Below are 25,601 nucleotides of genomic sequence, written 5' to 3'. Positions count from 1 at the left end.
TTATCAGAACATCCCTTATCAGAGGCAGATGCACAGCTATAACATTTTAGCCGAGCAATTATAACAATAGTTACAAAGCTGCTGGGTAAGTGCGTCTTATTATGTTATTCCCTCGTTCGACCTCCATCAAAATTGATAACTTATTGTTGTTAACCTGAAAAAAATGGCGTTTAGCTCTTACATTTAGCGATCAAATAACATCTCGATAAATGACAACATTGTCAAAAAGATTAAATAAATTTCATTGAATTGTAAGTGAACACACAAAGATCAAATCGCGTTGACTATCTCGTGCATCATTGCGTAAAAATTAAGCAAGCAACATATTGCTATCATACTTAAAATATACCATTAATATTATGATCATAATTCATCTTTAGCCTCACAGGAATTAACAACACATTAACGCCACCTGTTATTGATATGTTGTTTTTACAAAAATTTAATCAATGGACCGTTTTTATCTTAAAGTGCGATAATTTTATTGATCGCATCCTTAATATTAATAGAAAAATCCTGGGGAGGATGAAATTATCTGAATTCATAAAAAGTATACTGTCTTTTTAAGTTCACAATAAATGGCACTGTTGTGGGATAAATTTCCTTTTTGCGTTAAAAATAAATGAAACATGACACTTTAGGATTATTCCATGTCCATTGCGCCATGCAATCGCCCAACGCGTTGAATTAGAAGGTTTAATAATGCTATGTTTATCTCACCTTCCTTAACGAGCAGCAAAACAAGCTTATGAGAAGGATTACGAGAGAAAGTATATATTGCTTTAGTTGTCGCTACCGGTGTGAATTAGCCAATGAGCTAACAGAAGAAATTAAACGGTGCCCGATACAAAAAGTGGTTATTTGGCCAGCGCGGAACTACTACTTAATTAATGGCATTCTTTCCGTCGTTTCTGGTCGATATGAAAGCTTATTTACAAAAGGTTGTATATTTGTGGATTTTTCAACACACAACATACGCTTTTTTACCAGTCATAACTGGCTGGATTATTTGAAATCACAGAGTTTAATTATCATCCTGGTTTGCGACCGCAGACTGGCATCCTTAGCTGCTTTCTGGAAAAAACAGGATAAAAGTATTAATACGGTCATTTACCCAGGAACAGCCATCGTCGATATTAAAAAATCAATTAACGCATGTTACTACGGTTTAAAAGGAGGTGAAAAAAAAGGGATTAATCCGTTAACCACTGATGAGGTTAAGTTTCTTGATCTGGTCAATCACGGATTTTCTCTGAGTGAAATATCAAAAAAAATGGAGCTTAGCGTTAAAAAAATTTACTGCATCAAAGATTCGGTTCGTAGGAAGACGGGAAGCAGCCTGAATCAGTTGTTCTCCAGTTAAAAATGTAAAAGGAAAATACCTCATGTTAAAAACCAAAGCTATGGCCTTATCCCTGTTAATCAGTGCGACGCTGGTATCAGGACAAGCATTCGCGAATTCTGATAACACCATTAACTTTCAGGGTGAAGTGAGCGATGAAACTTGCTCAGTCAACGTGAATGGTAATAACAGTGCACCGCTGGTGTTGATGCCGACAGTGGGCGTGAACGAACTGGATGCAAGCGGAAAAGTCGCGGGCAAAACGGACTTCTCCGTCGCTATCAGTGGCTGTACCGGCTCGACTAATTCAACGCGCGTGTCCACCGTATTTATTGGTAACAACGTGAGCGACAACGGTAATCTGAAAAACAGTGGTAATGCTGAAAACGTCGAAATTCAGTTACTGGACCCCACCGGTGCAGAGATTAATTTAACCAGTACCTATATCGGTGATGGTGATTTAACCCTGAGCTCCGGCGAAACCGAAAAATCGGCTACCTATGCCGCGCAGTATCTGGCGACCGACGTAGCAACGGCGGGTACCGTTAGTGCTTCACTTCAATATGCGGTGACTTACCAGTAATACTGATCCGGTGCACGTCAGTTGTCTGGCGTGCACCATAAACTATTGAGAACTGATTTATGTTTATTCGCAGACTGTTATTGGCGTTGACGCTCTCGCTAGCAGTAACCCCCGCATTAACATTGCCCTTTTACGCAAACGCCAGCGTGACGATTATGGGCAGCCGTATTATTTACCCTGGGCAGGCGCGTTCTATGGATGTGCAATTTAAAAATAACGATGCCATTCCCTATGTTATTCAGAGCTGGTTTGATAACGGTGACGAAAACTCACAGCCAGAAAATCGCGTAAATACGCCTTTTATCATTACACCGCCGGTATTCCGCATTCAGCCGAAGGCAGGTCAGATCGCGAAGGTTATGGTGAATAACACCGTTGCACAGCCTCAGGATCGTGAATCTGTTTACTGGTTTAATACCCTGCAAATTCCGCCATCAAATATAAATCAGGATAAGACACAGAATGTCATGTTGGTGGTATTGCGTAATCGCATGAAGGTTTTTTATCGCCCTGAGCGTATTGGCGCACCAAAAAACATCCTGAAAGGCATAACAGTCACTCCCCTGTATCAGGCGAATAAAGGCAATGGGATTGAAATTGACAACCCACAACCCTGGCATGCTTCCCTGGTGGATGTTGTTTTAAAAGTGGGGAATCACACCTTTAAAAGTGAGGCCGATATGGTCTCGCCCTTTGCAAAGCAAACCTATTGGTTTAACAACAGCAAACGTTTGCAGGGTGCAGGCGTAGTTTCAGTCTCGGCAGTTAACGATCAGGGAGCTAAAATCAGTGAAAACTTTACGGTTGACGTTAATTAGCCCGAAACTTATTGCTTTTACCGTCTCGGCCTGTTTTTCGTGTTATGCCTGCAGTGAAGATTATTATTTCGACGCCTCACTGTTTAAAGGGGCGACATTTGGGAAAAACATTGAACAATTCAACCAAAATGCAATTCCTGAAGGAAGTTATCTTGTTGATATTTACCTCAACGATAAAATAATTAAATCCGGCGTCAAAATTAACTTCAAAAAATTCAGTGACGAGGGAGAGGTGGAACCTTGCCTGCCGGAAGAGATCATCAGGTTAATGCAGTTAAAAAACCAGCGGATGGAACAAACGACAGCCCACTGTCAGCCATTATCAGACTGGACGGAAGCAGGCAGCTGGCGTTTCGACCAGGCTTCACTTCGTTTGCAGTATATGTTTCCTCTGGCCAGCCTGAACCGGGTTCCCCGTGGCTATATCCCCGTTTCTGAATGGGATGAAGGCATTACAGCGTTATTTCTGCGTCACAACACTAACTTCACCTGGTCGGAAAACCGATCGTCTGATTATCGTTATCAATATTTGTGGAGCGGCATTACCGCAGGCACGAATCTGGACAAGTGGCAGTTTCGTCATCAGGGCAATATGCGCTATCTGCGCAACAGTCATAGCGGAAGCCGTTATCAGTATAATCAGGTGAGAAGCTGGGTGCAGCGTCCTGTGGAGAGCATAAACAGTCAGCTCTCATTAGGTGACAATTATACCAACAACTCGCTGTTCGGCAGTCTTGCCTTTAACGGCATTAAACTCGCCTCAGAAGAACGGATGTGGCCGCAGGGTAAACGGGGCTATGCGCCGGAAGTCCATGGTGTAGCCACCTCTGATGCCCGCGTTGTCGTTCGGCAGCTCAACAACGTGATTTACGAAACCAGCGTTCCCCCCGGCCCCTTTGTTATTGATGACTTATATAACACCAGCGGTCAGGGCGATCTTGACGTTGAGATTATTGAAGCCAACGGCAAGCGGTCCACTTTTACAGTGCCCTACTCGTCCGTGCCGGACTCTGTTCGTCCAGGAAACTGGAAATACGCGCTGGCGCTGGGGCGAGTGCGACAATATTACAGCGTGGAAAACACGTTTTTTGAGGGGGTTTTACAGCGCGGCATCAGTAACCGTTTTACGGCAACGATCGGCTCGCGGCTGGCGAAGGACTACCAGGCCTGGCTGGCTGGCGGCGTATGGGGTTCACCGATGGGTGCCGTGGGGATGAACACCATTTTTTCACAGGCGCGCGTTGAGCAAAATAAAAACACCTCGGGCTGGCGCGCGGAGTTGAGTTACAGCAAAACGTTTGAAACTGGCACTAATCTGGTGTTGGCGGCCTACCGTTATTCCACCAGCGGCTTCCGCGATCTGCAGGACGTGTTGGGCGTCAGAAGGCAGAATGATACCGGCATCAGCTACTACTCCGATTCGATGAATCAGCGCAATCGGTTATCCGCCACCCTGAGCCAGTCATTTGATAACCTCGGCATGATCAGCCTGAGTGGCAGCACGGCTGACTACTATAACAACAAGTCACGCATCACCCAGTTACAGCTCGGTTATAACAATAGCTGGAAAAAGATTAGCTACGGTTTCAATGTCGCGCGTCAGCGCACCACATGGAATACGACGCGCGCCGAGCTAAATGTCTTCGATCAGCCGGATGACAGCCGCCAGCAGCGTTACACAGAAAATACCTTTTCATTTACGGTTTCGATGCCTCTGACCTGGCACAACACCGCTTCTGTTTCCTATCACTACAACCAGTCGAAGCAGACACAAAGCTCATCACTCTCCCTGTCGGGCTCAGCAGGTGACAACCGCGATATCGCCTATTCCCTTTATGGCGGTAGCGAGCACTACCGCAACGGCAACAGTGGACATGCACTGAACGTCGGTGGAAATGTTCAGCAGAATACCCGACTTGGGGCGTTCCGTGCCAATTACGGCCAGGGCGAAAGCTATCGCCAGGCTGGACTGGGTGCTTCCGGCAGCCTGGTTCTTCACCGGGGAGGCATCACACTTGGTCCTTACAGCAGTGATACTTTCGCCCTGGTGCAGGCCGATGGCGCACAGGGCGCACGCGTGCGTAATGGTCAGGGCGCCGTTATCGATCGCTTCGGCTATGCCATTCTGCCCTCCCTGAGCGCGTATCGCGAAAACAACATTAGCCTGGACACGCTGGATATGAACGCCGATGCCGAGCTAAGCGGAGGGAGTCATCGGGTTGTGCCTTACGCTGGCGCGGTGGTGCAGGTGAACTTCGCCACGATCAAAGGCAAAGCAGTCTTGATCTCGCTCACCAGTAATGAGGGGGAAACGCCACCTATGGGCGCGGAAGTCCGTGATGCGGATAACACCGTCATCGGCGTTGTTGGCCAGGGCGGCCAGCTGTACGCACGCGTACCTCATGACTCCGGCACGCTCAAAGTCATCTGGAATAACGACGGTCAACAAACCTGCCTGGTGAATTATCAAATTACCGGAAAGCACAACGATCAGATGATCCATCTTCCCGGCTTGTGTAATAAGGAGTAACGCGTGTTGCTTAGAATAACGCTTTTGTTGATCGCCACCGGACTGATTCCGCTTCCGTTACTGGCAAACTGTACGGTCGTATCCAGTCAGAGTCAGCTTTCTACGGCGGCTAAAAATGCTGGCTATACCGCGAAGTTATGGACAGGGGCCTGTGATGAATGCACGGGGAAACTGCCGTTACCGGCAATAATTAATATCAATACAGGTAGCCTGTTTCAGCCGGCAGGCACATTACTGGCCAGTGCGGTGGGTGATCCCGTCAACACGCCCATGCGGGATGCCTTTACGCCGAATCAGATTCTGTTCCGCTGCGATGCGGGCGATGTAGATAAACTCTATGAAATGTATTCCACCAATGGCGATTGGGATACAGCGGGCAAATATGCCACGAATGAAGTTGAAGGCGCTTATTATGATAAGGCCAAAAACGTGGCGGTCAGAATGACCAACCTCTCTACGGGGGAATATTACAGTCGCTACTGGAAAGCACGACAGCTTAATGCCAGCGACTGGTATTCTGACGGGGATAAAATCTATATTCCTGCCAGCGCGTTCAGCCGTGTGCTGTACGAAATGTTTAAAATTGATGGAACTGAGCGTTTCATGAATAGTGAGGCGTATTATCCTGATAAGAACAACCAACCTCGTGGCTATATCGCGTTTAAAGGTCCCGGACTACAAAGCGATGATCTGAAACCCGGTGACGACCATAGCACTAAGTATAGTGGATGGCATTTTAACTGGCCTGTTGGCTGGAGCTCCTTCAATACGGTCACCTACGTTCGCGGCGCTGCCTGCGAGGTGCAGGATTATCCTGCTGTAGTATCCCTGCCGGTGATCAGTGTAGGCGCTCTGGCTGATGGTGGCAGTAGTCAGGCGCCTTTTTCTGTCAATTTGCGCTGTGAGGCCGGGGCGATCTCCAGTATCAACAACTCCACCAAAACATCAGCCAACGTCGCGATGGGGTTTCTGGTAAACCAGCCCCGGGCCGTTACGATGGCCAACACACTCGGCCTGACCACCAGCAGCGGCGGATTAACCTGGCTGCTCGACACAAACTATGGTGATGACAATGACAGCGCCGCCTCGGGCGTGGGGATAAAAATTTATAACAGCGCTGGTGCCGCACTCAACCTGTTACCGGATATGACCAGCACCGGCACAGGCAATGCACGCGGGTGGTATGCCTATAAAGATCTGACCACGCTTGCGTCATCAGACAACGGCGAGATCTACAGCGGCGATTTTACTGCCTCTCTTGAGGCTATTCCCGGACAAGTTATCACTTCAGGAACCGTTAATGCACAGTTACAAGTGGTGGTCAGCTTTCAGTAGCAGCCTGTTTTTCCTCACGGCGATGCTGTCAGCCCAGGCAACGGCCGTTGTGAACATTGATAAAACACGTATTGTTTTCAACGCTAACGAAATGGCGCAGTCCATTAACCTGGTCAATAGCGAGAGCAGCCCTGCCGTTTTGCAAATCTGGACGGACGATGGCGACATTCATGCTTCGCCGGATAAAAGTAAGACACCGGTCATGGCCATACCGCCGGTATTGAAAATGCTGCCTGGCGAATTACGCTCACTTAAGCTGATGCTGACCTCGCGGGCGAAACTAAGAGCGGGTAAAGAGACGTTGTACTGGTTGAATATTTACCAGATACCCGCGCTCAAAAAATCGGATAACCCGGGCGACCAAAAAGTGATTCTGCCGCTGCGTTTGCGCCTGAAAGTGTTTATACGGCCGACAGGGCTTGGTGCGCCTCAACCGGAAGATGCACAAAAGCTACGCTTTACCCGACAAAGCCAGCAAATCATGATTTCTAATCCAACGCCCTGGTATATGAGCCTGAACGTCAAAGTAGAAAAAGAGGTGCTGAGAGATATTATGGTAGAACCACAGTCTTATGTTGCGGTACCAGTCACCACACCGCTTAATCCTGGGGCAAACGTGGAATATGAAGTGATTGATGACAGGGGTAATGCTGATAAATATTACAGCATGCTTCACCCTACACCTGGGACGTAGGTGAATTAAGTATTTTTGGCACAAAGTTATATTATATAGAATTATAATGAGGCACTGAGACGCGGTGCCTCTAACAAGGTACAGTCCTCAAGGAAGCGCAGGTTTCATCTGATTAACTTTTCGTAAGCGGACAGAGCACAGCATTTAACCGGAAAGCATCATATTCGATATTATCTCTCTGATCCTCTTCATTTTCATACACCATGATTTCCATGACTGCCTCGGTAAATAGATAGCCATTAATTGGCAAAATAAACATATTTTCATTAATTATCCCCTGTTAACGAGATTATGGTAAATTTTAACATTCTCCTTTTGATATTCCAGAAAATCGCCGACAGTGTCGAGCTTGTCAACCGAAGTCCCATAAGTTAAAATATTTCGCGTACCGTTGTAGTTAATGAATACATATCCGGGGCTAACAAATGGACCTCCGTGCCAGTTTATTATTCCAGTATCACATCCAACGTTTTCAAGTCGCATTGCTACTTTATATTTTTTTTGCTCTTCTGTAACGTCAGGATTGATTTCTACTGCACCTATCGAAAGAGTCTGTCCAGGAATGTTGTCGGTCAAGCTCCATGGGATCATTTTAGCATTTCTGAAAAACCACATGTATTGCTCCTTAATGTAATAATAAATCCTATTTTATAAAATTTTTACAACGACAATGTTCAACATTTCTTAACCTCATATAACCCTTTGAGTTCATATAGCGCATAAGAAATAATTATTACTTAGTCGTTTAAAATATAATTTTTTAGATAAAAAACCTCCTAATTATTACAGTTTAGCCATCCACTCTGGATGCGATTAATGTATGAATTAAATAACTGGTTAAACCTCTCTGTCTTTTACAGACGTTAAGAAGCGAAACCGTCAACATTTCATCTAACCAACATACATCATCATTTAAATTTTTTATTGTTCAAAATCAGTAAAGCCTTGTAATGATGGAAAATAAAAATGACACCCAATGATGAAAGTGGCATGAAGTACCCCCCTAAATTACTTATCCACCAGACTATCTATACAGATACCGGTATAACCAAGAAAAATCAAAACAGTCATATTGCATAGCGCAAAAGTAATGCAAATACATCACTTTTATTTGAATAAATTCTTTATAATTTCCAAAAAAAATTCAAGATGGTAAATTGGTTTTATAGAGGTGGACTGACATTAAGCGATTAATGGGTATACAATATAGAGTGAACATGACAGATATAAAGGCTTTAGATAATCGGTCAGGACTTTACTCATGCTCGATTATAGTATTACCGGCGCATCATTTTACTCCCCTAGATGTCAATATTTCCTGGAAAGATGTAGTTAAAAAACCAATCTCCACATTCCGTTAGCTGCGAGCGCTGACCGGATAAACTGGTATATGAGCCTAAACGTTAAGTGAGTGATAACGTGCTGAAAGATCTTATGGTCGCACCTTGCGCATCCATATCCATCCCCGGTCGCGACTCTCATCACCCCAGCGATACTATTATGTGTCACGTAAGACGTGGTTGATAACTGCGATAATACGATGCATCAACAATAGGGGCTCAGACAGCGTCGTAAAGCTGATGGGGCCAGGCAGCGGGATGAACCGACCATGCCTGGCACTCAAGAGAAATTAGTGCTCAGAAAGATTACGCTCAACGGCCTCATATACCTCATTGCAGCTTATCGCACGTAATCCTGCCTGCTCTTCTGCGGGGCGCAAAACCTGATGGAGATGCGGATCTTGCAAAGGAGCTGCACCATCGATGGTGCTCTGGTTACTGAACAAGGCCACCGTCGGTGTTTGCACCGCCACGGCCAGATGCAAAGGCCCCGTGTCTCCCACCACTAACGTCGCAAAACCGGAGATTTTTTCAGCCAGCTGAATCAGGTTGGTGGTACCCGCGACGTTGATGACGCGATCGCTGGATATCCCCATACCATCAATGATCCGTTGATTCAGCGCCTTTTCTCCCTGTGCCCCGATGAGTTCAATAATGAGATCGTCATGCAGGGCTATTAATTTCTCAATAAGCTGCGAATAGAAGGCTTCTGGCCAGCACCGTTCGGAACTGGACGCGCCAGCATGAATGCCAATAACCGGGACGGTATTCTGTTGACGTTTGAAGGGCGCAGGAATAAACATGGCGTCCGATGGCACATCAATACCGACCGCGGTGAGCATGTCTTTTTTCTGACGAATGAGATGAATGTTGCCGTTCTTTCTGTTGTCATAAAATGCAGATAAACAGCCGGCCAGAATAAAGTTTTCTTTGCCCTGGTAATCCGCATAGTAAACGTCTTTGAATATGTATTTTGAACGTGCCAGTGAGGCGGTGACAATGTCGTAAGGCGTGCGGGAGTGCAGGATAAACGTGGCATCCACCTGATCTTTCCTTAAGGCCCGGGCCAGCGACAACATGCCGGGAAATTTTCCATCCCAGTACAGGACCTTATCGATCATTTCACTTTCTGCCACCAGGGCATGATTTCGCGGCTGAATAACCAGTATGATTCTGGCATCAGGCCAGCGTTTTTTTATCGCACCAATTGCTGGCGTGTTAAACAAAAAGTCGCCAAGCGCCGTATTCGAAATAATAGCGATATTTTTCAGGTCATCCTGTTCAGAAAAACGGTCAATTTTTTTGACGCGATAACCTGTCACCTGCCACAACGAAAGGAACAATCTGGCGGCTAGTTGTTTTGCAATTTTACTCATAGTAGTCCTGACTGACGCCTCATTATCCTTACTGTTTGTCACTGGAAAACCCATTTATCACGCCGTTAAGGCGGCAACAACACGGGGGTTTTCGTGGTCACAGGCGAAAACTAAGGGCGCAGTATATATGATAAATCGCCAGGGGCGAAGCTACCCCGTCGGTGCCAGAAACCGGCCTGCTATCATTGACTGGCATTCTCAGCAAACCACACCGCCTGTGATGTCCTTAAGCAACCTTCACACACAAGCGACCGCACGATAACATCCTCATTCTGGAATTAGCCCAGGGTCAATTCAGCCTGTCTTTTTCTAAAAATTCATGGCGAGATTTACTGATAAAACACAGGAAAGAACTTTTGTTAGGGATGCGGGATGATCCCATGATGTCTGAAATCCAGCGAGCTTCCCCCCTGATTCCAAATAGGATGGGTGCATATCTTAATCAGAGGTTCAATTATCACTGTCAGGCAGAGGCTCTTAAGCGCGCTATTATTATGTAAAACAAGCGCCGCAGGATGTTCTAAGAAACGGGTCAACGAACCTGACATTTTTTGGCCTCTTCCCCCTATGATGCTGATACGATCTTCTATCGTATATTTAACCCAGAGGTGATTATTAATGCCATTAGGGGATTTTTAAATGGCTCAACGAAAAGATCCACGCAGTAGCCTGATGAGAGCCAAAAGCCAGCCCCTCAAATCCAGCTGTCTATCTTAATCCCCCATCCAGCCTCACCAGGCCGCTTCAATAAATCCTTAGGCCATCATAAATTCAGTGTGGATCACTCTCTTCGATAGCATTACTTTGCGGCCCGAGGCGCTAAAATGTACCTTTAATATAATGATCTACGAGTAACCTATGCTCATCCGCACACTTCTGCTTGAGAATGCTACGCAGGTATGGTGACCAACCAGGTAAAAATTGATGTCCGAAAAATGCCATCCTGCCTGTTCTTTACGTCACAGTCTGGCATTGACTGAAGGAAACGTGGGGAAGCTTCAGGGCTGAAGAAGTGTTTTTTCCCAGTCGGTGATTTTATCTTTACGGTAGTAGTATTCGCGTAAGTGCATGCGATTTTCACGGAAAGTTAAAAACTCTATCGATACGGGTATTACTTTGTAGCCGCCCCAGCGCGCCGGTTTCTCTACGGGTCCGTCAGTTGTCTCAGCCTGTGCTCGACGGTACATATCATAAAGTTCATCTTCCGAATCAAGAGGCTGGCTTTGTTTAAAACAAAGGGTAGCAAGCTGGGCGTCACGTGACCGCGAAGCCCATTCCTTTTTTGACTCCTGCTCACTGACCTGTTCAACCGTACCTTCAACTCTTACCTGCCAGCCTTTTTCTTCCCACCAAAAGGTTAGCGCGATTTTTGGGTTCTGGTTCAAATCCTTACCTTTGGGAGAATCAAACCACGTGCAAAATACGAACCCATCCTCATCAGCAGATTTGAGACCGACGAACCGGGCGCGCGGCGCGCCACTTTCTGAAACCGTTGATACACATACTGCGCCCGGATGGGCAGGAGACACATCTCGTTTGTACTCTGTCCACCATTGATGAAACTTTGCCATAGGATTTTCTGCCATAACGCTTATCTCCTGACTTTTCGGGATGTTGATGTAGGTATTAGTTGTTATCTGACAGTCTGTCAGCTATTCCCTGCAGTTCCCTGTTCAGGGTTTCACTGATAGTTTCAATAACAGAGCCTTCAGCCACTGAATTGTTATATCTGATATCAATATGCAGTGCGTCCTTGTAGGAACAGTAGAAAAATGAAAGTGCATTTTTCGCGATCACCGGCCCTGCTAAATCAACCTCATGAACACCGTGTCTGCTGTCACTGAAGAGCTTAGGGCTTTCAGCCACAATCAGCGAGATTCTTCTGCGCCCGGTCAAATCAGCGGTCTCCCCCCAACTGAGCTGACATAAACGGATGTGTTCAGCTATGGCTTGTTCCATTGCAATCAACTGACGAAGGAGGCTTTCCTCAGCAGGCAGGCTGATACTGAAAGGTACTATCGTAATCATATTTGCAATGACGGCATGGTTCTCGCGATTACGGTTACCTATTGGTGAGTGAAATTCCAGCTGGTCCAGCGTGCAGAGTGCCTGATGCGCGCGCCATACTGCATAAGACACCAAAGCATGCAGCGAAATATTCGTATCCGTTAGCAGCCGGTTTAGCAGTGAAGCAGGTAGATAATCGCACACAAGCACTTTAATCATTCCTTCTGTACACCCTGACGAAACCGTGGCAGGAATCATCCCAAAAAGCATGGACGGCCTTTCAAGCACAGATTGCTGGGCCCAGAACTGTTTTATACCAGTTTGCTCATCCGGCTGCTGTTGCCAGACGCGGTTAGCATATGCATGAAGGGGGGTTACCGGAGGTGACGCCTGTCCGTCAAGTAGAGCCAGCAGTGCATTTATCAACCACCTGCATGCGTAACCATCCGCAATCACGTGTGCAAAATGCAGCGTGAGTTGAGGGCCTTTACTTCCACTTTTGAGCTGGAAATAGAACAGTTTGCCTTCTTCAAAATCAAAATCCTTTGACAGTAGACTTGTAGAAGAATCCTTCAATTCATAGTTATCTACTTCGTCATGGATGTGGGCATCATATTGCCAGACGTCACCATCCTGTTCACGGATTTTCAGATGAAGAGAAGGAACACCCTGGAGCAGACTCCAGACGCCTTTTCTCAGGGATTCCTCGGAATACCGCTCGGAAAACTGTAAGGTCACAGACACCGCATCTCGGCGTATCTGATATCTAAAATAATTGTCACAGTAGTATCCCTGCGATGGCAGTGTCCGGCTGAACGTCGGTATTTCAGGGGCACCATCAGACTGCGCAACGGCAGATGTGGGTAATGTTTCACACGCTTTAGCCAGGCTATGCAGCAACTGTTTTTTATCAGGGGTGGGTAGCCTGATCCCATAGGCCATTTCCAGCTCAATTATCAGCTCAACAATCTCCAAAGAGGTGAGATGCAGGTCTCCAAGCGTATAATGTGACGGAAAGGCGTAAGCCTTGATACGTCTGGCCATCAGGCGCAGGTTTTTCTCTTCGAGCGCCTGTTCATAGTGCTTACGGAGTGCATGTTCATCAGCTTTTCCGTTGGGATTCAATGGAAGGTTATCGACCTGACAGATGTGATTAGGCAGTGCATATTCAGGCAAATGGTTTGCGAGGTGCTCATAGACCTTTTCGGCAACATCGGGTTGAGTGGACGTCACGAAAGCCACAATATGCTCAGTACGCTCATTATTTAATACTGATACATGAACATCCCGGATATGATCGACTGCTGAAATGTTCCGGGTAATTTCATCAAGATCGATACGAAAGCCTCTTACTTTTACCTGATTATCGCCACGCCCTATTATAAAGAACGAGCGACCTTCCCTATAAACGATGTCTCCTGTGTCATAGCGTCGTGTCGTGCCCTCACGACTGAAACGTTCATCCGTTGCCGCGTTCAGATAGCCGAGTGCCACAGACCTTCCCTCGACCACCAGTCGGCCAGGCTGCCCGTCTGAGGTCATCTTCTGGTTATTCTCATCCACGATATGGAGCGAATTATCTCCAAATGCCTCGCCCACTTTAGCCGCAGGACACAGGGTATCTGCGTCTGTCACCTGATGCCATGTGACAAAAACGCTACACTCAGTTGGTCCATAAATGTTGAAAACCTCGCAGCCTTGTTCAGCCACAAACGCCTCCCACCAGGGTTTCAGGGTGGCATAATTGATTTTTTCTCCGCCAAAAATGATTTTTTTATGCACACGCTCATAGCTGCCATTCTGAAGTGCGAGCATCTGGCGCCCCACTTCATAAAACCAGGAGGGGGTCATGGCCACGACTTCTGCCGGTGAGTCGAGGATGGCTTCTGCCAGCAGCCGGGGAACATCACGAGTTGACTGATCAATGATGTGCAAAAGCCTGCCATGGTAAAGATAAGGCAACGTTTCAATCACAGAAAAGTCAAAACTGCATATGCGATTTGCCATTGATGAAGACCCGAACATCGGGGTTTCAGTAAAAGCCTTGACCACACTGGCAATATTATCCCAACTCAGCGCAATGGCTTTTGGCACACCAGTACTTCCCGAGGTATGAAGTATCAGGCATTCCGCGCCAGGCTCAACATCGGCAGGGATAACCAATTCATCATTATCAATGAGATTTTCGAAAAGCTGATCAATGTTAACGCCAGGGATATCATCGATGTGTAGATCAGTAATAATAAGGTCCAGCGCAAGCGTGCGGGTAATCTCTTCAATACGTGTTTTCGGCAAGCTTTTTGCCAGAGGGACACAGGTGATACCGGCATGATGAAGTGCCAGAACCGTTATCTGCTGACGTGGTGAAGGATCAACGAGCATTGCCACCCTGCTGAGCGTTACAGGCCAATGGTTGAGTAATTTATCTGCAAGACAGTGCGTAAGGTATCGTACTCTGTCGCGTGACAGGATCTCATTTTTATAGATGATCGCAGTGTCCTGTCCCTGCGGAAGTCTGAAAAAACGCATTCATTACCTCACTTTACTTCATTGAATATTTTTGCCTTGTTATCGACCTGAATCCTGCTAAAAATGCATGACGCGATTATCAGCGCTGCGACTGTAATCAGATACCAGCGGTCACCGATACCGGCGTGAATAAAAGCGCCCCCCAGGAGCGGGGCTAAAGCCATGCCGGTCATATATATGTTGTAAAAAGAGAAATATCCGCCCTTGAATTCGGAGGGCGTGAGTAACTCCATTGCAAAATTGGAGGTAGAGATAGCGACCAATTCGCCCAGGGTAAATATCAGAGCAAAAACCGCAACGGTAAATTCACTGTTCAGCAGATTAAAAAAAACCATCAGTTGGCTCACTATCATCACGCCTAGTGCAGCTTTCAGGCGAAAGGACAGTGTAAGATGCCTTAAGGCATGATTAAGCGGGAAATAGGCAATCAATACCATGAGCGTGTTGATTACCTGCACAGTTGCATAGTAGTGCAAGGCTGTTTTCTGAGATAACTGCTGGCTCAGCAACATCAGTAAAACAGTATCGTTACTGGCCATGACCATATAAAAAAGAACGCTGAACACACACAACATCATGAATGAACGGTCGCGAAAGATCCGTTTCAGGCTTGCTGACATGGTGGGGCTGTTGGTGTTTCGTCTTGTCTCTTGTCGGCAGTAAAACGTATATAACGCTATCAAGAGTGCCATGGCGAGAGAACCGTACAAAAGGTAGGTTCGTCCCTGTAGTCCCAGTAGAGCGACCAAAGCAGGTGCCAATGCTCCACCCACGTTGACATAGTAATATCGGGCATTGTGTGCACTCTCGGCGAGTTCACGTGTCGCGCTATTACTGAGGTTGACTTTAAAGCCCGTTTCCAGACAGCGCGTAGAGAGAACCAGAAGGTTCAGGCCGGCGACGGCTGCCGGAAGGCTCTGAACTAACAGCAGAGACAGCCCTGCCATCAGTGTCAAACTGGCTGTAGGGAATACGATATTAAGATGACCGCGGTCAATTGCCGTTCCCGCTAATTGTGTCGAAAAGAACGCCGTGAGTGTGGCAAGGAAAAGCAAGAGGCCAGTGTCAAGTGTATTGAGTCCGTAATCTTGCTGAAAGACCAAAACCATATAAGGCCATGCGATAAAATAGATTAGGCGAATAAAAAATGTTCCTGCTAACTCTTTACCGCAGCGCTTATGAACGGCAATGACAGGCTTTAGAAATGATAGTGAATTAGCTTCCATACGATTCCTGAAATTTGATGTCTTCATAGCCCGATGAGAAGAAGTGAAGCACTGCACCACCACCGGATGATGTGAATGAGAATGTCTCCGTTTCTGTCAGCGTGTCTCCTCCCATGAAAAGTCCCTGTATCCCCTTTCTTTTTAGAGTCCTGTATGCCGCATGGGCATACTGACTACCGGGCACACTGAGCGGACCTGCAGCGAAAAAGGAAATGTCATCAGGACCCGTTACATCTGCCAGAAACTCCTCGCTGAAGATAAAATCCACTATCCTGTCTCTGTCACGGACCTGCAGTAGAGGTCGTCGCACCATCCTACCTTGAGCATCAGAGACGATCAGGACCTCTGGTAGGTATAAGGGCAGATTAAACGACACATTTTCAGGTAAGGGAAAACAGTCAGACTGCCCGATCTGGATACCACGCGCTTTGAGTAGACTGTTCAGAACGGCGCCTCCTGCAATGACGCGGTCAACATAAGGAAGCCGGGGATGATGGAAGAGAAACTGCAGCTTCTCCTTTTTATTCCCCCCCAGCAGCAGTATGGTGGGCCTGTGGCGGTAAAGAGCAGAATGTATCTGCTCAAGCTCCTCAAGCTGCGACAGCACCCCCTCTGAGTAACACCACGGAATGAAAGCTTTGATCGCGCAGTTCGACGCATTTTTCCTGTGTAATTTAGAAAAACCGCCGATCACCAGTCGATCTCCCGGCTTTGCCAGATCTGCTGCAAACGTCGCGTCGTTCTGTTGCTCCTCAGGATAAAAACGTGTATTTCCCATGAGCGCGACTTCGCCTTCTGACAGTCGGGCAATAAAGTCTTGCGCCTTCCGGCCCACACAGTCAGGGAAATAATGGACATGCTGCTGCAAACGTTCGCTCAGAAGAGATGCAATCCACGGGGTAGGTTCTGCTGTTTTCTTGAAATAATCTCCCTGATGGTTATAGATCAGAATGGACTGTTGGCCATTCATGAGCGATTTGATCGACTCAGCATCTTCGTTAATTCTGGGGTGCGTTCGCACCCCCGAGGAAATATTGATGCCGGCGCTGTACAGGATCACCGGTGCTCTCCTCATACCAGACGACTCATGACACGACTGAAGCGCCCCACCAGTTCATCCATCTCTTTTTCAGAAATAATGAGTGGCGGCGTGAACAGAAAGGTCAGTGCTTCTCCATCCTTACCTGATGACCGACACGGATAAAGATTAATGCCCTCCTGGTGACCGACTTTCACAAACTTCTCTGCTCGCTGACGGCTGAGCGTTGTCTCCACAGCCCAGAGCAGTCCCTGCCCTCGGATTTCAGCCACCACGTCCTCCTTGCCAACCATCTCCTGCAGCAAACGGCCAAAATATGCCCCTCTGGACCTGACTGACGCCATTCCGATTTTATTTTCCAGCGTATCAAGCACCGCAAGTGCCACGCCTGCCGATAAAGGGTTTCCGGAATAGGTATGTCCGACGAAATGGGGGGGAGACAGGGAGGCCAGCGCATCCCCTATCTGCCTTGAAATCATGACGCCTGAGATGGGGGTGAAACCTGCTCCCAGCCCTTTGCCAATAATGGTTATATCAGATTCTGTTTTCCATGTTTTCATGCTGAACCATTCGCCCGTACGGCCAAGTCCGGTGACAATTTCATCTGCAATCAGCAGAATATCCCGTGCCTCCAGGCCTGCTTTAAGTTTTCGGAAATAGTCAGGATGCGGGATCAGCACCCCACCCGAAGACGCGGTGACAGGCTCTGCATAAACGCATGCAATATGTTCTGCGCCTACTCTGTCTATGGTTTCAAAGGTTTCATTCAGGCAAATGTCTAACCATTCATCGGATGAAATGCCTTCAGGCTTGTGCAGGTCATAATAAGGTGGTAGCCGTAAGTCGCTGATAGCAGGATCGATGACCTTATTCAGCAGGTTAACTTTTCGGGCGCGATCGTCGCCGTAAGTCAGTGACTGTATGGTATTGCCGTGGTTGGATATTCTTCGTCCTAACGCAAGCGTCTTTTTGTTATTACCCCGGCTACGGAAGTAATCAAGGGCAATACGGTACGCTGCTTCCGAAGCCTCAGAACCGCTGTTCATAAAAAACGCATAGCCTTTGTTATCATCAGAAAGTTCAACTAACCTGGTAGCCAGCAACTCCGCCTCCTGACTGCGGAAATGAAAGCGGTAGGCAAAGTGAAGTCGCTTAAGTTGATCCTCCATGGCCTCGATAATATCAGGATGGCAGTGACCCAGATTCACGGTCATGGGTCCGGATGTGGAATCAATATAATCTTTGCCATTTTCATCAAAAAGCCATATGCCTTTGCCATGAGTGACCTTGGGAACATCGGGCTGATACCCGGTAAACGGATACATATACATATTAACCGCCTTAATGAGATTGTCAGGAAAAACCGTAAATTTCACTGTTGATAATGCGTCAGTGGGTCAGAGTGGCATCCTCCTCTTGCTTGTGCAGAAGGCCCTTGAGCTCATTTTTGACCGCAGTCATGCATGCAAGCAGGTCATTGGCAACATGGTGATTGACATTGGGGCGTATAGAACCGTTCTGAAAGAACATGATCCCTTCTGAAGGCTGTCCTACGCAGAAAAAGCGCTCGCGTTTACCATCGCGGTTAATAAACTGGAAATTTCGAGTGATATTAAATCCCGAAGCCGCACACTCAACGCCACGGGTATCCTTATGTACCCAGTAACTGGCAATACCGGCGTCAATGAGATCGCGGAAAAGGCTGTTTTTGGCTTTGCGGACACTAAAATTGTGTAATTTGGCATCAATCATGGCATCAACACGGGTATATTCTCCGGCCTGGCTCAGGCTGTGTAACCAAACCTGTTCGTCATGAACCTGAATATTTGACTGCGCATAAGTGACATCCACAACCTCGGCTTCGATTAACGCTTCCATCTTTTCCATCAGCGCTATGCAGTTACCGTTAGCAGCCCGGTTATGCACGGCATAAAAATCCTTGAGCATGTTGTTATAGGAGGCGGGTGTAATACCCCCAAAATCAACTGCATAAACAACAGTTTGCCGCAAGTCGCGAAACACGTCATCACAGGCACCCTTATAGGGGTTGTCCAGATTACCCTGCTCAGATTGACGGCGATCCCAGTGCATGAATGCCAACAAACGTTCGCGCCATGCGGTACCCGGTGCAAAATCCATATTCCGGATAGGGTTGACAACCATATCCCAGTTAAACAGGTGAGCCTCAGGCTCTGCCTTGTGCTCCCAGGGGCTTGGCCCGGAGAGTGCGGACAGAGAAAATTGCTGCAGATCGTGCTCTTTTCCTGGCTGCTGGGCGCTAATGACATAAACGTAACGTTTCACAATGGCTTCAACCGGAACCCCGTGGAAAGATGACGTAGCCCCTTCATTAAGAAAACGACGGGTAAGGAAAATGACCTCACGAGCAAGCCTGTCAGTAGCCTGCGTCAACCAGTTAAGAGCACTTTCTTTCTGTGAATTTACGGCCCGGTTACCGGTAATGAACTGCTCAACAAGAGGGCGGCTCTCAGCAATCATGATACTCAGCACCTCGGGACCAAAAAGAATGCGGTAATAGCAAAGCTGGAGCTCTAGCATCAGAAGAGGGAATACGTGTACGTCGAAATCAAGCTGCAGAGAATGATTTTCCGGCGAACTGTCCGGGTGCGCCGGAGTGCCGAGGTTCTGTCGCATCTGATCGATTAATGAACGGGTGAAAAAATATCCCTGATGTTCATATTTTGCGAGATCAACCTCTTTGGCATTATGCGGGCGGCTGTAGGTAAAATAGCCGGAGCGGCTCAGCGCATAGAGTTTCTTCGGTTCATTTCCACTCGCGTGATAACGTAGTTTCCCTTTATCGCGAAAGAACGTACCTCCTTTGTTTTCCGTGTAGTAAAGCAGCGTATCAATCGCTGTCAGGCCCATCCCAATTACAGCAATGCTTTTCTTCTGCCAGTCAGGAACGTCAAAAAGTGGGTAAGCAAAATTATAGTACTCGGTATATTTTTTGAGTGTTCCGGCCAGATAGAAATTATCTTTTGATTCCTGATGGCCTGTCGCGAGAAGAACGATATCAAATTCAGCTGGCTGAGAATAAAATTCCCCGATCAGTTGGTATTTACCCTGAGATTTACTGATCTGCTTAATAGTATCTTTAATCAGCGATACGCCGACTCCAGCCTGTCTGACTTCATTGACCAGCGCGTCACAGATCTCAACAAGCGACTCACCATAAAGTTCACGAGTCGGGAAGTCATCAGCATTCAGCTTATATCGTTCACTGTGCGTAGCTTTATACTTTTTCTCCAGCCATTCACTGAAAGTTATGCGTGTACTTTTTGGAAAAGAATCGCTGGCATTATTGGTTTTATCAGGTGCAAAAGAAAGCTGACCTACAATCCTGTTCAGCATACTCGTTTTAGCCTGAGCAGGAGAATGAGGCCAGCCTGAACCGAAATAGCCATGACGATCATACATTGTTACGGATACATTATCGCGCACATTCAGTTCTTTAAAAATACTGTGCAGACCGTTTAAAAAATACATTCCATTTGGGCCGCCGCCCACGATAGCTATTTTGATCATTGTTTTCTCCAATATATATTACCCTCAGCATTAAGCTGATTAATAATGAGATACAACGTTAATAAATTATGTAGGATACAGAGAGTGCAATTAAATTTTATGAATTATATTTAGCCTCCAGTTCATCCATATAGCGTTCAGTGGTTAGTGAAAACAATTCATCAAGAGAAGATACATTTTTTTCAACATTGATAAGGGATTTCTCTTTGTAGATTCTGTCAGCCGTTTCTTTCATGCTACGAACTGAACTACGGATGAGATGATTTGCCCAGATAAGGTTGGTTACTCCATGTTTAACAAACTCCTGATATTCTGTGTTGTAATACTTAGTCGGGACTGCGAAGAGTGGTAATTTACCGCCCCATCGTTCAGAAAAAGTAAATACCTCTCCGGCATCCGATTTTTTTGAATGGATCAAAATAGCATCTGCTCCCGCATCTTTATAAGCTTCAGCACGTTCAAGTGCTTCTTCCATTGGATGTCCGGAGATTAAAGCTTCGATACGCGCAACTACGGTAAACTCATCACCGCCGGTGTCTTTCGCCGCTCTTATTTTATTGCAGAACTCACTCACGGGCGCGAGTGCCTGATTTTCACCAATAAAAGAATTTACTTTTGGGAACATTTTATCTTCAATGCACATAGCATTGATATTAATCTGTTTGAGTTTTTTTACAAACCGCATAACGTTCAGGTAATTACCAAAGCCAGAATCGCCGTCGACGAGAATGGGTATGCTGGTATTGTCCGCCATCTGCTCAAGAGCATTAATGACCTGAGACCACGAGGCTTCATTCCTGTCTGATAACCCCATAGCGGCGCTTATTGACAATCCAGATGCCCATATAGCTTCAAAGCCGGCATGTTCAACGATTTTAGCGCTGAGCCCGTTATGAGCTTCCATGAACTGTGTATATTCTCCACGGGCAAGACGTTTCTGAATACTCATATATTACCTCTCATGTTACTGTTGAATAAAATCAGTTTGTTAATGCATGACTGCGGGATTTTTTTATCATGTTACTGCTCTGCTGATGCTGAAGATAATCAATAATCAGCTCGGCAATTTTTTCCTGAGATTCATGGGACATTGCGCCAATGTGTGGCGTGCCAATAAAATTATTTAATGTAAAAAGCGGGGAGGGTTTTCTCTCGTGTTCAAATACATCACTGGCTGCGCCTAAAAAGGTATTTTCACTTAGCGCATTATATAAAGCTGATTCATTTACCACTCCGCCACGTGCAACGTTTATCAAAACAGCCTGCTTGCCGAGGAGTGAGAGTTCTCTTGCGTCAATCAGGTTGCGGGTTTGCTGATTATAAGGACAGCAGACCACGATAATATCGCAATGCGCCAGCAGACTGTTTAATTCACTGTGCAACGTGATGTTTCGGCTGCTCAGCTCTGTTGCCCGCTCTGAAGAGTAATCGGATACCGTGCAGTGTATACTCATATGATAACCAGCTGAAATATCGGCTATTTCTTTTCCAATACTACCAAAACCAACCAGGCCCAGTTTTTTATTCGAAAGCTCATAACCTAGAAGGGATTTCTTATCCCAGATATTGTCACGGATTTCGTTTCCGGCACGTAAAATATGCCGATACAGGCAGTGCATCATGCCGAAGCTGAGCTCTGCTACTGCTCTGGCATTTGTGCTGGGTGTATTGTAAAAGTGGATATTTTTTTCATGTACTTTTTCCAGATCTATGTTGTCCGTCCCAGTTCCGGCTCTTATGATTGTGTGAACATTCGTTGCTTTTTCAAGCAAAAATGAATCAACCTTTGCCCCACTTCTCAATACCAGCATGTCATACCGATCGATTACCGAAATAAGTTTTTCCTGCGTAACAGGATGTTTTACTGTGACATCGTAGTTTTCTTCCAGAAATGAAAGAAGATGTTTATGCACAGGATCAACAATAAGTACTTTCTCTTTAGATTCCATAGCGACTCAACCCCGTTTCTTCGTCAAAGCCCATCATGATGTTCATATTTTGAATGGCTGTGCCGGCGGCACCTTTTACAAGGTTGTCAATGACACTTACAATGCGCAGCTCCCTTCTTTCAGGCACAACGTCTACCGAAATATGGCAAGCATTAGATCCAATCACCTTGGAGAGCTGTGGATATATACCGTAATCTTTATCTATGCCAACCGAACCTTTATGCTGTCCTGTTATTGATACGAAAGGATAGTCAGCATAGTATTCGTTAAGAATTTCAAGTATTCTTCCTCTGTCTGCTGGAATATTCTCTTGAAGCTTTGCGGCGATTAACATAAAAATGCCACGTGCAAAATTACCATGTGAAGTCATTAATGAAATTTCTGCTTCTCTGCCAGTTATTACTTTGATGAGTTGCTCAATTTCCTGTGTGTGACGGTGCCCGTTAAGGGAATAAGCAAGCATGTTGTTTGTCATGTTATAATGCAGCAATTCTTTTTTATCATTACTCCCGGCACCGGAGGTTCCGTTCACTGCGCTTATAAAAATACCATCTGTTTTTAAAACATTATTTTTAATCAGCGGTATCAGTGCACAAAGCGCTGCGTTAACGTAACAGCCGGGGTTAGCAACGTAACGACTCCTGGCAATGTTTTCGCGAAATGCTTCTGGATAGCCATACTGAAACTTATTCTGAAGCTCAGGCGCTTTATGTGGCTTGCCGTAAATTTTTTCAAAATTTTCGGGAGAACAGAAGCGAAAATCAGCACCAAGATCAATTATGCGGGCTCCGCCCTTGGCAAAATGTGCAGCCACTTCCTGAGCCTTGCCTGATGGCAGTGAAATAAATACCACGTCCGGGCTGCTGTCGGGAAGGGAATCCAGGGACCAGGTTTTCTTATTGATTCCCTGCAGATTGGGATGAACACTGTCTAGTGAGACACCGCCATCCCGTGAAACTGGATATATCTCACCAATTTCAGGATGATGCGCCAGGAGTCGAATAATCTCAGCGCCCGTCCATCCCGTTGCTCCAATAACATAAGCATTTAATTTCATGATAATACTCCAGGTTTATCGATCAACACTTTACCTTTGCTGGTTTTATTCAGCATAAAGTCACTTAGTTCAGTGAAAGTGATGAAATCGGTTATCATTTCTTTGAGTCGGGAATCTCTTGTTTTTGATTGCTCAATAATCTGTATTGCTTTCGCCAAATCTTTCTGGTCACTCAAAAAAGAACCCTGAAGCGTAATTTCTTTTCTGACTATCATATTCATGTCCACCACCACGGGCGTATCAAAATAGGAAATCAGTACTATTTGGGCACCAGGTCTGAGTAAGCCGATGTAGTCATTAACATTCAGGGTTTCACCACCAGCGATCACCAAAATATCAGTCTCTGAGGGAGTCATGTCTGACATGTCCGTTCTGGCGGAGAAACCTAGCGAGTGCGCAAACGCACACCGGTCGGGTGTCTTATCGATGAGCTCCACTTTCTCAATATTTTTCACTTCACGGCAGAAGATAGCGCTGAGCAGTCCCATTGATCCGGCTCCGATGACTGTCAGGCATGGATCATTAGAAATATCCAGATTATCAAGGGCATGCACTACAATGCTTAAAGGCTCAGATAACACAAACTCATAATCATCTGCCGTTCTGCCCGGCGGTAAGGGCGCGAGAGAGCTGTGATGAACCGTCATGCTATGTGTAAATGCGCCACTGCTTCCGGCCGTGTTATAGGTGACTTTTTTCAGGCAGTGATTATTCATCCCGCGTTTGCAGTAAATGCAGTTACCACAGGAGCCATACGAAAGCCCTGTCACCCACTGCCCTTTCTTCAGATCACCTGAACCTGCGTCATCAGAAATTTTCCCGATAAATTCATGACCCAAAATTGCCGGGTACTGTTTGTAGGGATGCGTCTGGTTCAACACCATGTAATCCGATCCACAGATGGTCGCTTTTAGGATTTCAATATGCATGAAGTCCGCAGGGGCAGGTGCGATGACTTCAGGTTCATAAGTCTGGTGGCGTTTGTCGTGACACATCAGTGAGTAAAACATGATCATTCCCCGGTTATTTCGTTCAGAAGCGCATTAACAATGCCGTTCCCGGCTTCGTTAACGAGCGGATCGTTGGCGATATTTCCCGTCACGTTCTTAATGACATTCTTACTGGACAGCTTCAGGGATGTGAGCTGTTGAGCGGCACTATCCAGTTTGATTTTCCGTAATATCGATGCCAGGTATTCTGATGCATTCAGGCCATTGCTTACCTGAGTCAGAAGAGGAGAGACTTTACCGTGAGCCATCAGCGAGTTTACCCATGTGGGATAGATCGCGGCTAAACCCCGCCCGTGGGAGAATGAATAAAACGGAGCCAATGCCTGTTCAAAGCGGTGAGGCAGACAGGTACTGTTGTGGCAGATGCAAATCCCCCCCAGTAAGGCGCTGTATGAGGCTTCGGTATAGAAGTGTTCGTCCAGCTTTCCTGCTACATAGCGGTCAATATTAATGTTAATACGTTGCAATGACTGTACGGCGAGTGACTCGGTTACAGGATTAGATTTAACGGAGTGGAGTGCTTCGAAAACATGCGTAAAACTGTCAAAAAGTGTCTCGCGCAGCACAGCATCCGGCATGGTAACGCCTAGCTCCGGATCAATCAGGGCAACATCGGGGAAAACAGAATCGCCACGCACACCATCTTTAGTCTTTGACGCTGTATCAAGAATGATGGCTCCCTTCGTCACTTCAGAACCAGTTCCGAAAGTGGTGGGAACGGCAACATGGAAAATCTTGCTCTGAATATTGTCATAGCTTTTAGCGAACAGATTATCTAAATCAACGGATTCGTCCATACTGATAGCGGCAGCTTTTGTAAAATCAATGATATTCCCTCCCCCAACTGAAACAATTGAATCATATTGTTTTCTACGAAGGTGGGACTGAATTTCACGTAAGGAATCCGTTGTGGCCTTAAAATCACTTTGGACAACCCACGGATCATATTTAAGCTGCCCAGATTTATCCGCAATCAGTTGCTGAAGTACTGGTGAACGTTCTGCTGTTGACTGGCTCATCACCAGCAAAGCATTTCTTTTACCGCCTGATAAAAGATATTCAGATAGTTTTTTCAGCGCCCCCTTTTCAAAATGTATTTTTACAGGCAATGAAAAACTGAAATTATCCAGGCCTGGAAAAACTGTTTCACCAGCCATAGGTTATATCTCCTTTTAAGAAAAAACCTTTAAAATCGAGATCTTTATATCCACCAGATT

Annotated in this window: 19 protein-coding genes; 6 read left to right on the top strand and 13 right to left on the bottom strand. The window is 46.3% G+C overall.

The genetic code is table 11. The features are described from left to right. Positions 1-748 precede the first annotated feature (748 nt). The 6 genes from A6A26_RS25995 to A6A26_RS13070 are packed head-to-tail and all read left to right on the top strand — an operon-like array spanning position 749 to position 7,302. The gene (locus A6A26_RS25995) at positions 749-1,363 is read left to right on the top strand and encodes a LuxR family transcriptional regulator (RefSeq protein ID WP_241536735.1); all 615 of its coding nucleotides are present in this window, start codon (positions 749-751) and stop codon (positions 1,361-1,363) included. Positions 1,364-1,385: 22 nt separating this feature from the next. Next, positions 1,386-1,925: a fimbrial protein gene (locus A6A26_RS13090; RefSeq protein ID WP_063879128.1), complete on the top strand. Its 540-nt coding sequence runs from the start codon at positions 1,386-1,388 to the stop codon at positions 1,923-1,925. 59 nt (positions 1,926-1,984) lie between these two features. Next, positions 1,985-2,743: a fimbria/pilus periplasmic chaperone gene (locus A6A26_RS13085; RefSeq protein ID WP_063879127.1), complete on the top strand. Its 759-nt coding sequence runs from the start codon at positions 1,985-1,987 to the stop codon at positions 2,741-2,743. After that, the gene (locus tag A6A26_RS13080) at positions 2,715-5,273 is read left to right on the top strand and encodes a fimbrial outer membrane usher protein (RefSeq protein ID WP_063879126.1); all 2,559 of its coding nucleotides are present in this window, start codon (positions 2,715-2,717) and stop codon (positions 5,271-5,273) included. The genes A6A26_RS13085 and A6A26_RS13080 overlap by 29 nt, the downstream gene beginning before the upstream one ends. 3 nt (positions 5,274-5,276) lie before the next feature. Further along, a complete protein-coding gene (gene stbD / locus A6A26_RS13075; RefSeq protein ID WP_063879125.1) occupies positions 5,277-6,608 on the top strand; it encodes a fimbrial usher protein StbD in 1,332 nt (443 codons plus the stop codon). Continuing rightward, positions 6,574-7,302: a fimbrial assembly chaperone gene (locus A6A26_RS13070; RefSeq protein ID WP_063879124.1), complete on the top strand. Its 729-nt coding sequence runs from the start codon at positions 6,574-6,576 to the stop codon at positions 7,300-7,302. The genes stbD and A6A26_RS13070 overlap by 35 nt, the downstream gene beginning before the upstream one ends. Positions 7,303-7,572: 270 nt before the next feature. Here the strand turns inward: A6A26_RS13070 and A6A26_RS13065 are convergent, their stop codons facing one another. The 13 genes from A6A26_RS13065 to A6A26_RS13005 all read right to left on the bottom strand — a co-directional run bounded on the left by A6A26_RS13065 (position 7,573) and on the right by A6A26_RS13005 (position 25,541). Further along, positions 7,573-7,917: a hypothetical protein gene (locus A6A26_RS13065; RefSeq protein WP_063879123.1), complete on the bottom strand. Its 345-nt coding sequence runs from the start codon at positions 7,915-7,917 to the stop codon at positions 7,573-7,575. A gap of 1,015 nt (positions 7,918-8,932) precedes the next feature. Then, positions 8,933-10,018: a glycosyltransferase family 9 protein gene (locus A6A26_RS13060; RefSeq protein ID WP_063879122.1), complete on the bottom strand. Its 1,086-nt coding sequence runs from the start codon at positions 10,016-10,018 to the stop codon at positions 8,933-8,935. Positions 10,019-11,016: 998 nt separating this feature from the next. After that, positions 11,017-11,613: a pyridoxine/pyridoxamine 5'-phosphate oxidase gene (locus tag A6A26_RS13055; protein WP_256393073.1), complete on the bottom strand. Its 597-nt coding sequence runs from the start codon at positions 11,611-11,613 to the stop codon at positions 11,017-11,019. Positions 11,614-11,644: 31 nt separating this feature from the next. Then, complete coding sequence (locus tag A6A26_RS13050; RefSeq protein WP_074181006.1) at positions 11,645-14,554, bottom strand: AMP-binding protein; 2,910 nt, start codon at positions 14,552-14,554, stop codon at positions 11,645-11,647. A gap of 8 nt (positions 14,555-14,562) precedes the next feature. Next, complete coding sequence (locus tag A6A26_RS13045; RefSeq protein ID WP_063879119.1) at positions 14,563-15,780, bottom strand: MFS transporter; 1,218 nt, start codon at positions 15,778-15,780, stop codon at positions 14,563-14,565. Then, positions 15,770-16,840 (bottom strand): phosphoglycerate kinase, encoded by a 1,071-nt coding sequence (gene pgk / locus A6A26_RS13040; RefSeq protein ID WP_063879118.1) that lies wholly within the window; start codon positions 16,838-16,840, stop codon positions 15,770-15,772. The genes A6A26_RS13045 and pgk overlap by 11 nt, the downstream gene beginning before the upstream one ends. An 11-nt stretch (positions 16,841-16,851) precedes the next feature. After that, a complete protein-coding gene (locus tag A6A26_RS13035) occupies positions 16,852-18,150 on the bottom strand; it encodes an aminotransferase family protein (RefSeq protein ID WP_063879117.1) in 1,299 nt (432 codons plus the stop codon). 58 nt (positions 18,151-18,208) lie between these two features. Then, on the bottom strand, positions 18,209-20,368 hold the full coding sequence (locus A6A26_RS13030; protein ID WP_063879116.1) for an FAD/NAD(P)-binding protein: 2,160 nt from the start codon (positions 20,366-20,368) through the stop codon (positions 18,209-18,211). Positions 20,369-20,465: 97 nt separating this feature from the next. Further along, the gene (gene aepX, locus A6A26_RS13025; RefSeq protein WP_063879115.1) at positions 20,466-21,317 is read right to left on the bottom strand and encodes a phosphoenolpyruvate mutase; all 852 of its coding nucleotides are present in this window, start codon (positions 21,315-21,317) and stop codon (positions 20,466-20,468) included. Positions 21,318-21,348: 31 nt separating this feature from the next. After that, complete coding sequence (locus A6A26_RS13020; protein ID WP_063879114.1) at positions 21,349-22,317, bottom strand: NAD(P)-dependent oxidoreductase; 969 nt, start codon at positions 22,315-22,317, stop codon at positions 21,349-21,351. Beyond that, positions 22,307-23,374 carry an N-acetyl-gamma-glutamyl-phosphate reductase gene (argC, locus tag A6A26_RS13015; protein WP_063879113.1) on the bottom strand — a complete coding sequence of 356 codons (1,068 nt, stop codon included), beginning with the start codon at positions 23,372-23,374 and terminating at the stop codon, positions 22,307-22,309. The genes A6A26_RS13020 and argC overlap by 11 nt, the downstream gene beginning before the upstream one ends. Next, entirely contained in the window at positions 23,371-24,384 is a 1,014-nt protein-coding gene (locus A6A26_RS13010; protein WP_063879112.1) for a zinc-dependent alcohol dehydrogenase, read from the bottom strand. Before A6A26_RS13010 ends, argC begins: the two co-directional genes overlap by 4 nt. 2 nt (positions 24,385-24,386) lie before the next feature. Then, positions 24,387-25,541: an iron-containing alcohol dehydrogenase gene (locus tag A6A26_RS13005; RefSeq protein WP_063879111.1), complete on the bottom strand. Its 1,155-nt coding sequence runs from the start codon at positions 25,539-25,541 to the stop codon at positions 24,387-24,389. Positions 25,542-25,601: the final 60 nt, after the last annotated feature.

It is taken from the genome of Pantoea sp. OXWO6B1 (genome assembly GCF_001641135.1).
Taxonomy (GTDB): domain Bacteria; phylum Pseudomonadota; class Gammaproteobacteria; order Enterobacterales; family Enterobacteriaceae; genus Pantoea; species Pantoea allii.
This window is presented reverse-complemented; position numbering and strand designations above follow the sequence as displayed.